13 protein-coding genes and 1 pseudogene are annotated in these 14,441 nt (G+C 63.5%); 9 read left to right on the top strand and 5 right to left on the bottom strand.

The annotated features are described in order from the left end of the window. Positions 1–28: 28 nt before the first annotated feature. From FHT02_RS03380 to FHT02_RS03350, 7 genes and pseudogenes are all read left to right on the top strand, one after another. Positions 29–829 (top strand): 2-keto-4-pentenoate hydratase, encoded by an 801-nt coding sequence (locus FHT02_RS03380; protein WP_184084296.1) that lies wholly within the window; start codon positions 29–31, stop codon positions 827–829. Positions 830–852: 23 nt separating this feature from the next. Then, positions 853–2,160: pseudogene (locus tag FHT02_RS03375) on the top strand (MFS transporter); the annotation flags it as partial. Positions 2,161–2,404: 244 nt separating this feature from the next. Next, on the top strand, positions 2,405–3,817 hold the full coding sequence (gene uxaC, locus FHT02_RS03370) for a glucuronate isomerase (RefSeq protein WP_184084292.1): 1,413 nt from the start codon (positions 2,405–2,407) through the stop codon (positions 3,815–3,817). Positions 3,818–3,862: 45 nt separating this feature from the next. Beyond that, a complete protein-coding gene (gene kduI, locus FHT02_RS03365) occupies positions 3,863–4,705 on the top strand; it encodes a 5-dehydro-4-deoxy-D-glucuronate isomerase (protein WP_184084290.1) in 843 nt (280 codons plus the stop codon). A gap of 2 nt (positions 4,706–4,707) precedes the next feature. Next, positions 4,708–5,466, top strand: a complete 759-nt coding sequence (gene kduD, locus FHT02_RS03360; protein WP_184084288.1) for a 2-dehydro-3-deoxy-D-gluconate 5-dehydrogenase KduD — start codon at positions 4,708–4,710, stop codon at positions 5,464–5,466. After that, on the top strand, positions 5,463–6,479 hold the full coding sequence (locus FHT02_RS03355) for a sugar kinase (RefSeq protein WP_184084286.1): 1,017 nt from the start codon (positions 5,463–5,465) through the stop codon (positions 6,477–6,479). The genes kduD and FHT02_RS03355 overlap by 4 nt, the downstream gene beginning before the upstream one ends. Then, the gene (locus FHT02_RS03350) at positions 6,476–8,026 is read left to right on the top strand and encodes a carboxylesterase family protein (protein WP_184084284.1); all 1,551 of its coding nucleotides are present in this window, start codon (positions 6,476–6,478) and stop codon (positions 8,024–8,026) included. The genes FHT02_RS03355 and FHT02_RS03350 overlap by 4 nt, the downstream gene beginning before the upstream one ends. A gap of 1 nt (position 8,027) precedes the next feature. Here FHT02_RS03350 and FHT02_RS03345 read toward each other — a convergent pair whose 3' ends face one another. Both FHT02_RS03345 and FHT02_RS03340 read right to left on the bottom strand, forming a co-directional pair. Next, positions 8,028–8,432 carry a cupin domain-containing protein gene (locus tag FHT02_RS03345; RefSeq protein ID WP_184084282.1) on the bottom strand — a complete coding sequence of 135 codons (405 nt, stop codon included), beginning with the start codon at positions 8,430–8,432 and terminating at the stop codon, positions 8,028–8,030. Beyond that, positions 8,432–9,787 carry a pectate lyase family protein gene (locus tag FHT02_RS03340; protein ID WP_184084280.1) on the bottom strand — a complete coding sequence of 452 codons (1,356 nt, stop codon included), beginning with the start codon at positions 9,785–9,787 and terminating at the stop codon, positions 8,432–8,434. The genes FHT02_RS03345 and FHT02_RS03340 overlap by 1 nt, the downstream gene beginning before the upstream one ends. Before the next feature lie 130 nt (positions 9,788–9,917). Between FHT02_RS03340 and FHT02_RS03335 the strand changes: the two genes are divergently transcribed. Continuing rightward, positions 9,918–10,949: a LacI family DNA-binding transcriptional regulator gene (locus FHT02_RS03335; protein WP_184084278.1), complete on the top strand. Its 1,032-nt coding sequence runs from the start codon at positions 9,918–9,920 to the stop codon at positions 10,947–10,949. A gap of 238 nt (positions 10,950–11,187) precedes the next feature. Here FHT02_RS03335 and FHT02_RS03330 read toward each other — a convergent pair whose 3' ends face one another. Next, positions 11,188–11,589, bottom strand: a complete 402-nt coding sequence (locus FHT02_RS03330; RefSeq protein ID WP_221239293.1) for a DMT family transporter — start codon at positions 11,587–11,589, stop codon at positions 11,188–11,190. Beyond that, positions 11,586–12,557, bottom strand: a complete 972-nt coding sequence (locus tag FHT02_RS03325; protein ID WP_184084276.1) for a DMT family transporter — start codon at positions 12,555–12,557, stop codon at positions 11,586–11,588. The genes FHT02_RS03330 and FHT02_RS03325 overlap by 4 nt, the downstream gene beginning before the upstream one ends. A 92-nt stretch (positions 12,558–12,649) precedes the next feature. Between FHT02_RS03325 and FHT02_RS03320 the strand changes: the two genes are divergently transcribed. Further along, on the top strand, positions 12,650–13,138 hold the full coding sequence (locus FHT02_RS03320) for an Lrp/AsnC family transcriptional regulator (protein WP_184084274.1): 489 nt from the start codon (positions 12,650–12,652) through the stop codon (positions 13,136–13,138). A gap of 104 nt (positions 13,139–13,242) precedes the next feature. Here FHT02_RS03320 and FHT02_RS03315 read toward each other — a convergent pair whose 3' ends face one another. Continuing rightward, positions 13,243–13,779, bottom strand: coding sequence for a hypothetical protein (locus tag FHT02_RS03315; RefSeq protein WP_343056841.1), 537 nt, complete (start codon positions 13,777–13,779; stop codon positions 13,243–13,245). Positions 13,780–14,441: the final 662 nt, after the last annotated feature.

The raw sequence follows: 14,441 nt of genomic DNA, 5'->3' as shown, positions 1-14,441 counted from the left end.
CCTGATTCAACAAGAGGAACCAGATCCCATGACCGCTGAACCTGCCGCGGACGAGATTGCCAGGGCGTTCGTGGAAGCCCGCCAGGCCGGCGGCCCGCTGCCTGATTACCCGGGAGCGCTGCCGCAAACGCTGGACCAGGCGTACGGCATTCAGGAACGCGCGATCGCCCTGTTCGGCGGCCACGTCGCGGGGTGGAAGGTCGGCAAGATCCCGTCGCCGCTCGACGAGGCGCACGGCGCCAACCGCCTAGCCGGGCCGATCTTTGCGGACAGCGTTGTCGAGGTGGGGGAGGGCGACACCCCCGACATGCCGATCTTCGCCACCGGCTTCGGAGCGGCGGAGGCCGAATTTCTGCTGCGCTTGGGCGATCTTCCCGCCAGCTTCGACCGCGCTTGGACCAACCAGGACGTTGCCGCGCATGTCGGCGCGGTTCATGTCGGCATCGAAGTCGCCAGTTCGCCCTTTCCCGGAATCAACGATCACGGCCCGGCGGTCACCGTATCCGATTTCGGTAACAACAATGGATTGGTGATCGGTGCCGCCGTCTCGCGCGAAATCGATTTCCATGACTGGCCGGTAGCGTTAACAATCGATGGCGAAGTGGCCGGCACCGGCACCGCGGGCGGCATGCTCGATGGTCCGTTCGGGGCCGTCCGCTTCCTGTTCGAACTGGCCGCGCGGCGCCGCTTGCCGCTCGCCAAGGGGCAATGGATTTCGACGGGTGCCGTCACCGGCGTTCATCAGGTTTCGGTCGGTGCCGCCGTGGAGGCGCGGTTCGGCACCGGGTTTCAGGTACGCTGCAGGATAACCGGCAAAAGCCGGATCTGAAGCGGGTTAGGGTTGGAGAGGATATGGCCGTAGGTCGGGATGCAATCGTCGCGGACGCGACGCAGCGGATAGGGCGCTATCGCTGGGTGATCGTGGCGCTGCTCTTCGCCGCCACGGCGATCAACTATATCGACCGCCAGATGATCGGGCTGTTGAAGCCCACCATGATGGACGATCCCGCGCTGGGGCTCGATGAGCGCAGCTATGCCGACATCGTCGTCTGGTTTCAGGTCGCCTATGCCATCGGCTATCTCGGCTTCGGCAAGGTGGTCGACGCGATCGGCGCCCGGCTGGGCTATGCCGCGGCGGTGGTGGTCTGGACGATCGCGCACATGGCGCATGGCGGCGCCTACAGCGTCACGCAGTTCGCGCTCGCCCGCTTCTCGCTCGGCATTGGCGAATCGGGCAACTTTCCCGCCGGCGTGAAGTCGGTCACCACCTGGTTCCCGCAAAAGGAACGCGCCTTTGCGGTCGGTATCTTCAATGCCGGCGCAAATGTCGGTGCCATCGCGGCGCCGCTGCTCTGCTTCGCGCTGGTCCCCGTCATCGGCTGGCGGATGACCTTCATCGTTACCGGCGTGTTCGGCGCGGCCTGGCTGATCGCCTGGCTGATCTTCTACCGCGACAATCCCGCCACGCACCATAAGGTCGGGCCTGCCGAACTCGCGCATATCACGCAGGATCCCGCCGATCCGGAAGTGAAGACCCCCGGCCTCTGGCTGCGCCTGCTCGCCACGCGTGAGACCTGGGCCTTTGCGCTCGGCAAGTTCTTCATCGATCCGATCTGGTGGTTCTACTTGTTCTGGCTGCCGGGCTATCTCGGCACGCAATATGGCCTCGACTTGAAGACTTGGTCGACACCCACCGCGGCGCTTGCGCTTGGCGGCATCTACCTGATCTCCGACGTCGGCAGCGTCGCAGGCGGCTGGCTCTCAGGCCGGCTGATGAACGCGGGCATGAGCGTCAACAAGGCGCGCAAGCTTACCATGCTGGTCTGCGCGTTCTTCGTGCTCCCGGTGGTGTTCGCCACGTCGGTATCCAGTCTGTGGGCAAGCGTGCTGATCATCGGCATCGCCGCCGCCGCGCACCAGGGCTTCTCGGCCAATCTCTACACGCTGCCGTCGGACACCTTCCCGCGTTTTGCCGTGGGCGCGGTGATCGGCATTGGCGGCACGCTGGGTGCGATCGGCGGGGCGCTGTTCTCCAAATATTCGGGCGACGTGCTCGATCGGGTGGGCAGCTATGCGCCGATGTTCATCGCGGCGGGCGGCGCCTATTTCCTGGCCGTGCTTTCGGTGCACCTGCTCTCGCCACGGCTCAAGCGCGTCGAGCATTTCCGCCGCTCTACCCCCTGGGCAGTGATCGTCGCGGTGCTCGCCGGGCTGGTTGGTGCGTTGATCTTCCTGGTGTCGGGCAAGAAGGTTGCGGGCTGCATCCCTGTCTGGATGGGCCCGACCACACCCTGTTTCCAGCCGGGAAGCTATTACACCATGCTCGCCGTCTGCGCGGCGATTGCCATCCTCGCGGTCATCGTGAACACGGTGAGCCGCGAAAAGCAGGAGGCGTAAGGCGTTTATGTCCAAGCCGTTGATGCTGGATCCCGACCGTCTTTTCCCTGCCGAGGAGCGCACGCGCAGCATCGCCCGCGCGCTCTATGGCGAAGTGGCTGATCTGCCGATCATCAGCCCGCACGGGCACACCGATGCGCGATGGTTCGCCACCGATGCCAATTGGTCGAACGCGACCGAGCTGCTGCTCGCGCCCGACCACTATATCTACCGCATGCTCTATTCGCAGGGGATCGCGCTCGACGATCTGCGCGTGCCGAGCAAGGCTGGGGTACCCGCCACAGATCCGCGCGCGGCGTGGCGCATCTTTGCCGATAATTACTTCCTGTTCCGCGGCACGCCGTCCCGCCTGTGGCTCGACCATGTCTTTGCCGATGTGTTCGGCTTCGACGTCGCGCTCGATGGTTCGACCGCCGATCTCTACTACGATCGCATCAACGAAGCGCTGGCGACCGACGCCTATCGTCCGCGTGCGTTGTTCGACCGATTCCGCCTCGAATTCCTCGCCACGACGGAGGGGCCGCAGGACGACCTCTCGCACCACCACGCCATCCAGGACAGCGGCTGGCAGGGAAGGGTGGTCACCACCTACCGCCCCGATGCGGTGATCGATGTCGAGCACGAACAGTTTATCGGCGCGATGCAGGTCTTCGCCGACCTGACCGGCGAAGACGTCTATAGCTGGAACGGCTATCTCGCCGCGCATCGCAAGCGCCGCGCCGATTTCCGCGCCGCCGGGGCCACCGCCACGGATCATGGCCACCCAACCGCACGTACCGCCAATCTAACGCCCGGCGAGGCCGAGGCGCTGTTCCGCCGGGTCACCGGAGGCGACTGGACGCCCGCCGATGCCGAGCTGTTCCGTGCCCAGATGCTCACCGAAATGGCGGCGATGAGCGTGGAGGATGGCATGGTGATGCAGATTCACCCCGGCTCCTTCCGCAATCATAACCAGGGCCTGTTCGGCAGCCATGGCCGCGACAAGGGCGCCGACATTCCGATGCGCACCGATTATGTCGCGGCGCTGAAGCCTTTGCTCGACCGCTTCGGCACCTCGCGCGATCTGTCGATCATCCTCTTCACGCTTGACGAGACCACCTATGCCCGCGAGCTCGCGCCGCTCGCCGGCCATTATCCCTGCCTCAAGCTGGGGCCGGCGTGGTGGTTTCATGATTCTCCTGAGGGGATGCGCCGCTTTCGCGAGAATACGACCGAAACCGCCGGTTTCTACAACACGGTCGGCTTCAACGACGATACCCGCGCCTTCCTGTCCATCCCTGCGCGCCACGACGTCGCGCGCCGGGTCGACGCCGCTTTCCTCGCCCGTCTAGTGGCGGAAGGGCGTCTGCTAGACTGGGAAGCTGTTGAATTAATTGATGAACTTACGTCTGGCTTGGTGCGCCGAGCCTACCGCCTCTGACTCCGTTTTCCGCGTAGACAAGATAGTAGCCCAAGGGAGCCCCCAATGTTCGACCGCACCTACTACGCCACCCATCCCGACATGATGGAATGCGTCTCCAACGAGGAATTGCGCGACCGGTATCTGATTTCCGGCCTCTTCCGCGAAGGCGAATGCGTCCTCAACTACACCCATGCCGACCGCTTCGTGATCGGCGGCGTTCAGGTCGCTTCGGGCAGCGTCAAGCTTCCCGATCAGACCGAACCGCCCTCGGCGGCCGGTCACCCCTTCCTCGAGCGCCGCGAACTCGCGATCGTGAACGTCGGCAAAGTCGATGGCACCGTCTCTGTCGATGGCGAGAGCTTCACGCTCGGCAACAAGGACTGCCTCTACGTCACGATGGGGGCGAAGGACGTTCGGTTTTCCGGCGACGGCGCCAAATTCTACCTCGCCTCCTGCCCCGCGCATAAGGCGTTCCAGACCCGCAAACTCTCAATCGCCGACGCCAACGCGCTGGAGCGCGGCAGCCTGGAGGAATCGAACGAGCGCACCATCTTCCAGCTCGTCATCCCCGGCGTGTGCGACAGCGCCCAGCTCGTGATGGGCCTGACCGTGCTCAAGCCCGGTTCGGTGTGGAACACCATGCCCCCGCACATCCATGAGCGCCGCAGCGAAATCTATTTCTACTTCGAGCTCGACGATCTCGACAAGGATCGCGTCATGCACTTCATGGGCGAGGGTGAGGCCACTCGCCACATCGTTATACAGAACGACGAAGCGGTGATCTCGCCGCCGTGGTCGATCCACATGGGTTCGGGCACCAAGTCTTATGCGTTCATTTGGGCGATGGCCGGCGAGAACCAGGATTACACCGATATGAACGTCCTCGATATCTGCCAGTTGGCGTAATCATGGCAGCCACTCCCTTCGACCTCGCCGGCCGCGTCGCGGTGGTCACCGGCGCCAACACCGGCATCGGCCAGGGCATCGCCCTGGCGCTTGCCGCTGCCGGTGCCGATATTGCTGCCGTCGGCCGGACCCCCGCCGAAGAGACGATTGAGAAGGTTCGGGCTCTCGGCCGGCGCGCCGCGATCGTGTCTGCCGATCTCTCCACCATCGGACCTGTGAACAGGGTCGTGGAGGAGGCTGTGGATAAGCTCGGCGGCCTCGACATTCTCGTCAACAATGCCGGCATCATTCGCCGCAATGACAGCCTCGACTTCACCGAGGAAGATTGGGACGCGGTCGTCGACACCAACCTCAAGTCGGTGTTCTTCCTCTGTCAGGCCGCGGGGCGGCACATGGTGGCGGAGGGCAGGGGCAAGATCATCAACATCGCCTCGATGCTGACCTTTCAGGGCGGCATCCGCGTGCCGAGTTACACCGCGTCCAAGTCGGGCATCGGCGGCCTGACCAAGCTGCTCGCGAACGAATGGGCGGCCAAGGGCGTCAACGTGAACGCCATCGCGCCCGGCTATATCGCCACCAACAACACCGCCGCGCTCCAGGCCGATGAGACCCGCAACCGCCAGATCATGGAGCGCATTCCGGCGGGCCGCTGGGGCAGCCCCGCCGACATGGGCGGCGCCGCAGTGTTCCTCGCATCCTCCGCGTCCGACTACATCCAGGGCCATATCCTCGCCGTCGACGGCGGATGGCTGGCGCGATGACCGACACCCGCCCCATCGCGTTCTTTGGCGAGGTGATGCTGCGAATCTCGCCCCCCGGCCGCGAGCTGCTGCTTCAGACCAACCATTTTCAGGTCCATGTCGGCGGCGCCGAAGCGAACGTCGCAACCGGCCTTGCTTCGCTCGGGCACGCCACCCGCATGATCACGGCGGTTGCCGACAATCCCATGGGCGCGGCGATCACCCGTGAGCTGCGCGGGCGCGGCGTCGACACCTCGGCGATCGTCGCGGAGGCCGGCCGCCTGGGCCTCTATTTCCTGCAACCCGGCGCAGGGCTACGTGCTTCGGAAGTCATTTACGACCGCGCCCACTCGGTATTCGCCGACCGTGCGCCAACGGCGTGGGATTGGCACGCGGCGCTTGCCGGCTGCCAGCGGCTCCACCTGTCGGGTATCACCCCCGCGATCGGTCCCAACACCGCGGCAGCCGCCATTGCCGCCGCCGAAGCGGCAGGCGCGCGCGGCATCCCGGTCTCGTTCGACGGCAACTACCGCGCCCGTCTCTGGGAAGCATGGGACAGCGATCCCAAGTCGGTGCTCACACAACTGATCGGCCATGCCGACATCCTGTTCGGCAATCACCGGGACGTCTCGCTGCTGCTCGGCAAGACCTTCTCAGGCGACGGCCCCGACCGCCGCCGCGAAGCGGCAGAGGCAGCCTTTGCCGCCTTTCCCAAGCTCCAGCTCATCGCCTCCACCGCGCGCCATGTCGACGACGCCGACAGCCACCGCGTCGCCGCCCGCGTCGATACTCGCCGAGGCGGGTTCCAGACGCCCGATGTGCGGATCTCCGGCATCGTCGACCGCCTGGGTGCCGGCGATGCCTTTGCTGCCGGCGTGCTTCACGGCCTGCTTGAAAGCGGCGACCCAGAAGCGGCCGCGCACTCTGGCCTCGCGCTCACCGCGCTCAAGCACTCGCTCCCGGGTGACGCCAGCCTCTTCACGCGCGCCGATCTCGCCGCTTTCGAAGGCGGCGGCATGGACGTCCGCCGGTGACCGATCGGCGCACCGTGCTTGCGGGTGGCCTGGCACTGGCGGCGCTGCCCACCCGCGCCTGGTCCGCCGCCACCCCACGGGTCCGCACGCCAGCCGGTGATTTTGAAGGCGACCGGGTCGGCGGCGTGCAGCGCTTCCTCGGCATCCAGTATGGCCGCGCCCCGCGCTTTCAGGCGCCCGTGCCGATCGCCACACCCGGCGTTCTGCGTCCCGCGCATGCTTTTGGCCCCGTCTGCCCTCAGCGCGGGCCCTATGGACCTCAGGCCGAGGAGTGCCTGTTCCTCAACGTCTGGACCCCCGACGCCAACTTAACCGCGCGCCGCGCGGTGATGGTGTACATCCATGGCGGCGCCTATTCGAACGGCAGCGTCACCGACCCCCTCAACGATGGCGCGGTGCTGGCTGCGACCGAGGACGTGGTGGTGGTAACGGTAAACCACCGTCTCAATGCCCTAGGTTATCTTTACCTCGCCCGCCTCGATCCTCGTTTCGCCGACAGCGGCAATGCCGGCCAGTTGGATCTGTTGTTGGCGTTGCGCTGGATACGGGACAATGTTGCAATCTTTGGTGGTGACCCCGACCGGGTCATGCTGTTTGGCCAATCTGGCGGCGGCGCGAAGATCGCGACCCTGATGGGGACTCCCGCCGCCGAACGGCTGTTTCACGCCGCGGCCACGATGAGCGGTCAGCAAGTAACCGCGTCCGGCCCAATGAACGCCACCCGCCGAACGCAGGCCTATCTTGCCAAGCTCGGCATTCGGGAAACCGATCTGTCGCCCCTGCTAAAGGCGTCGACCGAGCAGTTGGTGGAGGGGTTGCAAGCGACTGACCCAATCATTGGTGGGACGCTGTACTTCGGTCCAGTGCTCGACATGAAGTGGCTGCACCGTCACCCCTTCTGGCCGGATGCCAATCCGCAGTCGCATCGGTTGCCCATGATCCTTGGCAACACGCGCGACGAGACCAAGGCGTTTATTGCTCCGGATTCGGAGAAGGTGAAGGGACTGACCTGGGCCAATCTGCCGCAACGCATGGCGCCCGAACTCAAAATCGATCTGCTGCCCGAGTGGATCGTCGCCGAGTATCGGGCACACTTCCCAAAGGACAGTCCCGCCGACATCTTCTACCGCGCGACCACTGCCGGCCGCAGCTGGCCGGGACAGGTGATCGAGGCGGATGCGCGGAGCCAGGCTGGAGCGAAAGCGACCTGGGTATATCAGGTCGATTTTCAGTCGCCGGTCGCGCCCGAACGGGGCGCGCCGCATACCGCCGATATCCCGTTGGTGTTCGGGACGCTGGGTGCGCAGGGCTCGATCAGCGGCACCGGCCCCGCTTCACAAAAGGTAAGCCGCACAATGATGGCGGCGTTCGCCAATCTCGCCCGCACGGGCAATCCCAATGGGGGGACCGTTCCGCAATGGGCAAATTACGCGCTGCCTGATCGCGCTACGATGGTGTTCGATACCGACAGCCGTGCCGTGAACGACCCGCGCCAATGGGAGCGCGAGCTGTTCGCGCGCGCCCCCTATGTTCAGCCGGGCAGCTAAATCAGCTCTTCGGCGCCACGGGATAGGTGATGATCAGCACGAGCGGCTGCTTGCCCAGCTGCCGAATGCCTACCTTTGCCTTGTTGTATAGATAGGCGGCCATGCCGGCCCGTAATGGCTTGCTGATGCCGTCCGATGTCACTTCGCCTTGTCCCGAGAGGACGTAATAGACCTCATCATGCGCGATCGGATGCACGCCAATCGCCGCGCCCGGATGCAGCACCCGCTTGCGGAACTCCATGGTGCGCGGCTGCGGCGCCGCGTCACTGATGCGATAGGCGGTGCTCATGCCGATCGCGCCGTGCGGCGGCGCTTCCTCGCGCACCGTGTCGCGCTCGTCGATGACAACCATTGGCGGCGCTTCCTGCATGGCGAGACCCGCGCTGAACAAGAGACGCGCGATCATCAGTTTGCCCTCTTGCGCATGGCTTGGTCGCGTGTGGTGAGTGCTTCCTGGGCAGCGCTTTTCTGGCCCGGGTAAAGACCGGACCTGGGTTCCATCGTATCGAGGTTCCAATCCCCCTCGACGAACCTGGACAGTGTCGGTTTGGGCGCGGGATAGGCGCTTACTTCGGTTTCGTCATCGATGATGTCCCCGCGTCCTTCGGCTACGAAGAACAACACGCGGATATCGTCGTCATCTCGATCCCAAGGACGTGCGCCTGCGGATCCCAGCACACTCGTTTCGACCTCGCCTGAAGGCAGGATCTTCATGCCAGCTGGCTGCGCCAGCGGCGTGGCGGATTCGATGATCTTGGCGCGGGTCTCGCCATAGCGGCCGAACATCGGCAGTTTGCTGCCGAAGCGGTCGACTGCCCGATTGTCGCGTCCATAGTAGGAAAGGTCGCCGTCACCCCCGATCATCAGGAACGGCAAGCCCGGGTCCGTATCGCTGCCGGCGCGCATGACGTTGCCAATCGCGGTGATCTCACCAGTGACATAGGGGTGATCGCCCCATTCAAGCGCCATCAGGTTGTAATGCACGGCGCGATGGCCGGGATTGTAGATCAGGTTGTTGACCATCAGCACCTTTGCACCCCCTTTGACGAGCGGATGCCGTTCGACGCTGTGTGCCCACAGGTTACGGTAGAAGACGATCCCTGCACTATTGTCATGGACCAGCGAACCCTTCGAATGCTCACCCTTTGGATGGCTGGCATTGGCAAGCCCCTCGGCGGCGAGGTTGTTCGAAAAGGTGATGTTGTGGCTAGTGTTCCTGCGCCATTCTTCCACGGTGTTCCCGCCGAAGCGTGGACCAGACGCGGACATGTTTTCGTCGATCGCCCATGTGAAGCTGTTATGGTCGATGACGACGTTGCTGGCCGCTACGGTCGAGAAGGCGTCGGCCTCCCAGCCGCTGCGCTTAGGCTGCCCATCCGCACCGGTCTTGATACGCAGATGGCGGATGATCACGTCATGCGTCTTCAGGTCGATCCCACCACGGATGATGGTGATACCAGGGGAGGGCGCGGTCTGACCAGCGATGGTCAAGAAGGGCTCGCTGATGTTCAACACCGCGCGGCGCAGATCGATGACGCCACCCACTTCGAACACGACGATACGCGGCCCCTTGGTCTCGATCGCTGCCTTGAGCGAGCCAGGACCATCAGAGTCCAGGTTTGTGACCCGGATGATCTGTCCGCCACGGCCTCCTGGCGTCTGTGCCGCAGGTCCTACGGCGCCGGGGAAAGCGGTCTGCGCTCCGGCAGGAACTGTCGCACCGCAGACGAGCAGTGTAGCGAGGAGAAAGGAAGGATTCATGGGCAGAGCCTCTCCAGCAGCGAATCCGGCTGATACCGGTTACCTACCTGGTACGGGCGCACCTTTTCGCACGCAAGCGCTGTCCCCGAGACAAATTGCCACAGCTTTCCGGACGGTCTAGCGTTACGACATGCAGAGCCAGGGCAAGCCCACCATCAACGACGTTGCCCGGCTAGCCGGTGTTTCGAAGAAGACCGTCAGCCGGGTGATCAACCGCTCGCCCTTGTTGAACGGAAGCACCCGCGCCAAGGTTGAAGCGGTGATCGCCGAGATCGGCTATGTGCCGAACGTGCAGGCGCGCGCGCTGGCGCTGCGGCATAATTTCCTGATCGGCCTCGTTCACGACAATCCCAACGCGCAGATGGTGATGAACGTGCAGGCCGGCATGCTCGAAGCGATGCGTGACACCGAATTCGAGTTGATCGTTCGCCCGATCGACCGGGGTTCGTCAACCATGCTGCAGGATATCCGCGCATTTCTCGAACGGCAACGGCTTTACGGCGTCATGTTCCTGCCGCCGGTGTCTGAGAATGAGATGGTTGCCGATCTCTGCCGCGAACTCGGCATCCGCTATGTACGGATGGGATCGGCGACTCTCGACAGCGCCAAGCATATGGTGGCCTCGAACGATGCCGATGTGGTTCGGGACGCAGTGAAGCATCTACTGTCGCTGGGACATCGCAGGATTGGCCTGATCGCGGGGCCGCACGGGTTCCGCTCGGCACGCGAGCGCCGAAAAGGCTTTGAGGAGGCGCTTGCGGAAGCGGGGATCAAGCTGCCGCGCAGCCTGATCGCCGACGGGAACTACACCTTCGAAACCGGGCTCGCCGCCGCCGACCGGCTCCTGGATCTATCCCCTCGTCCAACTGCGATCTTCGCGTCCAACGACGAGATGGCGGCGGCAACACTTCACGCCGCCATGCGGCGGGGCATGACCGTGCCGGAAAACCTGTCCATTATCGGCTTCGACGACACTGCGATCGCAAGCCATATCTGGCCGCCGATGACCACCGTACACTGGCCGATCATTTCGATGGCACGATCGGCTGCATTGAAATTGCTCACCGACTTCTTCGGCGACGACCAGGCGGTGGAGGAGCCGTCGCTATTTCCATCCACGCTCATTCATCGCGCCTCCGTTGCACCCCCGCGCGAGGACTGAGCGGGCGGAGAAGCTACTTGCGGCGATGATCCCGGGCATCTGAGGCGCAAGGCCACTCCTCAAAGTGGCAAGTGCTGCTGCCGCGCCTTTGAGACTCGGCATGCCACCCTAGATAGGACCTCGGGCTTTCGCCCGATCCTATGTCACTGCGGTGAAACGAACGACGTGCTGATTGCACGCGGCGTCGTTGTCTCAATCACGCTGAGGATATCGGGTGATCATGAGAATGGTCGCTTCGTCACGAAAACGAAGAGGAAGATTTCGTTGTTTGGTGACCCGTACGGGAATCGGACCCGTGCTTCCCCAACACCACCGCGAGCGGACCGCAGATTTCGATGGCGACCGCGACGCCAATAGGGATCCGCTCTATTGCCCAATATATCAGCAGGCTCATGCCACCGAGCATCGAACCGTAAACGGTGAGCCAGCCAAGCTGCGTGGGCGTCGGACTAGCCCGCCAAGGTCGAGCAAAAATCAGCAGCAACACGGCCGATATGCCGGTGCGCAGCATGGCCACCGCTTCCGGCCCAACTGCGGGAAAGATCGCCTTCGCCGCGCCGAAGTTGATCGACACTTGCGACGCGACGATGGCGGGGCCCGCGAGCATGCTCGCGCGTGTGGGAGTATCGAGCACCGTCACGCCGGTGCCACTGCGGCAGCATCCGGCTGCTTCCGATGAGCGGCGATGCAGCTCATCACGCTCGCAACGACAAGCCCGAAGGCCGCCACCTCCATTGGCGATGGCAGGCGGCGTTCCCAAAGAAAGCCATAAAGCAGCGCGAACAGCGTCTCAAACAGGATCATCTGCCCCACCATCGTCAGCGGCAGGAGGCGGCTCATCCGGTTCCAAAACGCGTTGCCAAAGATCGAAGCGGCGACCGCGACGCCCACCGAAACGATCGCCAGATGCGCCCAGGACGCGGCGGCGTGACGGATGGGCTCAAACGCGAGCGTCAGCGGAATCAGCAACACGGCCTGCGCGCCCGTGATAACGCCGGTCAGCAGATTCCAGTCATGCGCCGTTACGTGATCGAGGCGGGAGAGGCAGCGCGCATTGCCCACCGCATAAGCAGTCCAGGATGCCAACGCTCCGATCGCGCAAGCGAGCCCAAGTAGCTGCCCGTCGGCTTGGCCGGAAACAGGTGCGGCGAGCCTTTGCCATCCGATGCATACCGCGCCGGCGGTGCATAGGACCAAGGAGGGTGCTAAATTGGTGAGCGAGACCGCGCCCTTATCACGGCTGCCGATGACGGTGACAGCGACAGGTAAAAATCCGATGATCAGCGAGGTCATAGCGATGCCGCCGGTCTGAACCGCTGTCGAAAGCAAGACATAGTAGAGCGTGTTCCCCGCTAGCGAGAGCCAGATCAACGCGATCCAGTCTTTTCGCATGATCGTGGGCACCAGCGTTCGCCAACGCGGCGCGATCAGCACTGCTGCGATGAGACCATAGGCAAGATAGCGGCCGATCGCGAGCTGAAGCGGTGTGAAGTCGCGCACGAGCTCCGGCGCCAGGAAAACCAATCCCCACAGCGCGCCGGCCCCCGTTCCGCATACAACACCAAGCGCGCTCTTGCTCTTATTGGCTCTGGCCCAGACAGCATTCATGGTTGATCCCCGCTTCTAGCGAAGGATCATATCATCGAAGTTGAGCGCAATGTGCGCTTGATGCCCGGCCAAAATGCAACAATTACTCGCCTATGGCTCGCACATCCTCCTCTCGTCGCCCATCTCTCGACAGCTTCGATCGAGCCATCCTGCGCATCGTTCAGCAGGACGCGAAAACACCGCAGAGGACGATTGCCGAGCGCGTCAACCTTTCTACGGCGGCCGTGCAGCGGCGGATCGCGGCGATGGAAGATGCCGGCATCATCACGCAAAACGCTGCGATCTTGGACACGGCCGCGATCGGGATGGCCATTACCTCGATTGTCGAAGTTCATCTGACGGACGAGCGATCGGCTACCGTCGATGCCGCCAAGGCGTTGTTCCGTGACGCACCCGAGGTGCAGCAATGCTACTATGTCACTGGCGGGATAAGCTTCGTACTGGTGATCGTCTCGCGCGACATGGTGACATATGAGGCAGCCACTCGCAGATTGTTCGCGCAGAACGAGGCGGTGGCGAGTTTCCGCAGCCTGATTGCCCTCGATAGGGTGAAGGCCGGCGCGGAGATTGTCGTACCGTAGTTCGCTCCCAGAACTTAACTCCTATCCGCGAGGACGGCAGCCCTGATTATAGTGCCCCCAAGGTCGAACCAGCGGTGAGTCATGAGGGCCTAAGCTCACCGCCTTTATCCTGCCTGAGCATGCGGCGCGATCCGTTTAATCATCAGATCGTCGCCCGTGAGATCGGAAAGGGTCGAGACGTCGCCAAGCGTCCCCGTTTCTCCGTACGCGATCTTGCACCAAATACGGCGTATGGTTCTGCCGATCGGGTCTTTGGCAGGCCCGATGCGAATTGGAGACCAGTGATCACCCCCCGGACTCTGCCGCTCCATGATTGCGGTTGCTTCTACCGGTTTTTTACGCCGATCTTTCATCGCCGCCGGCTCAATCGGCACGAGATCCTCGAGCCGGTCGCGAGTCAGGAAACCGGCGGGATGCTGCGATAGACGCCGCGGCGTGTCGATCATCTGCTTGGCGCGCTCGAGGGTCAGTGCCAGCCTCGGATGGGGCCAAGTCGAGATTGAGCTCGCTCGCATGCTTCTCCTCGACGCCCTCCCGGCTCCACCCCAGACCGAGGCTGCGAGGCCCGCCGTCATGTCCTCGCTCAGGGCGAGCGCATTGCCGGCGCCGCGCACCGCGCCCCGCGCGGCATAGCGCGTAATCGAGCTCGGCGATGAGCTTCAGTTCATGTGTCAGCTGCGCTCGGACCTTGAGCGTGATATCGTCCGGGTAGCGCCCAGCCGTCTGCTATGCGGTGGCAGCGAGTCCGAGGCAACTGCGGGCCGCAACAACGGTCGGCTCGTGCAAGCCGCAACCACTGCCAGCGCATGACGCGGGCTCTCAAGCTTCGGACGCATATCCACCCTGTTGAGCCGGCTCGTTACTTTTGTCTGACCGGTAGGCATGTCGGCTAAAGGGATAAACCGATCTGAGACCGCGTTCGTCAGCGTTCACAAAAGTCCGCCAAACCCATTGGGGATGCGTTGGGGAAGCTCTCATATGCCGCCAACCATTCACAGCTAGTGCTGAAAAAATTGGTGACCCCTACGGGAGGCGTTGCTCCAGCCAAAAAGCACGTATTTCTGCGCGTTTCGTGGGTCGCTTACCCATCGGTTTGTACACACGGTGTGTACCCGTGTGCGACCTGATCTGAGATCAATTTTGGCATTCCGTCAAGGGAAAGGTGGGTGATGGGGTGGACGCCCCCCGACGGCATCGATGTGCCATATTGGAGGTGTTGAACACCACTTGAGGAGGCGTCCATGTCGGAAGTTACCACGATTGGTTTGGATATCGCCAAGAATGTATTTCATGCCCATGGTGC

Origin of the sequence: Sphingomonas xinjiangensis, from assembly GCF_014199255.1 — a bacterium.
Taxonomy (GTDB): domain Bacteria; phylum Pseudomonadota; class Alphaproteobacteria; order Sphingomonadales; family Sphingomonadaceae; genus Sphingomonas; species Sphingomonas xinjiangensis.
Note: the sequence above shows the minus strand (reverse complement) of the source record. Positions and strands in the feature narration are given on the sequence as shown.

What these genes read in the sequence shown, in the direction of transcription:
- FHT02_RS03380 (WP_184084296.1), top strand. Translation starts at nt 29, where the DNA reads ATGACCGCTGAACCTGCCGCGGACGAGATTGCCAGGGCGTTCGTGGAA.
- uxaC (WP_184084292.1), top strand. Translation starts at nt 2,405, where the DNA reads ATGTCCAAGCCGTTGATGCTGGATCCCGACCGTCTTTTCCCTGCCGAG.
- kduI (WP_184084290.1), top strand. Translation starts at nt 3,863, where the DNA reads ATGTTCGACCGCACCTACTACGCCACCCATCCCGACATGATGGAATGC.
- kduD (WP_184084288.1), top strand. Translation starts at nt 4,708, where the DNA reads ATGGCAGCCACTCCCTTCGACCTCGCCGGCCGCGTCGCGGTGGTCACC.
- FHT02_RS03355 (WP_184084286.1), top strand. Translation starts at nt 5,463, where the DNA reads ATGACCGACACCCGCCCCATCGCGTTCTTTGGCGAGGTGATGCTGCGA.
- FHT02_RS03345 (WP_184084282.1), bottom strand. Translation starts at nt 8,432, where the DNA reads ATGATCGCGCGTCTCTTGTTCAGCGCGGGTCTCGCCATGCAGGAAGCG.
- FHT02_RS03340 (WP_184084280.1), bottom strand. Translation starts at nt 9,787, where the DNA reads ATGAATCCTTCCTTTCTCCTCGCTACACTGCTCGTCTGCGGTGCGACA.
- FHT02_RS03335 (WP_184084278.1), top strand. Translation starts at nt 9,918, where the DNA reads ATGCAGAGCCAGGGCAAGCCCACCATCAACGACGTTGCCCGGCTAGCC.
- FHT02_RS03325 (WP_184084276.1), bottom strand. Translation starts at nt 12,557, where the DNA reads ATGAATGCTGTCTGGGCCAGAGCCAATAAGAGCAAGAGCGCGCTTGGT.
- FHT02_RS03320 (WP_184084274.1), top strand. Translation starts at nt 12,650, where the DNA reads ATGGCTCGCACATCCTCCTCTCGTCGCCCATCTCTCGACAGCTTCGAT.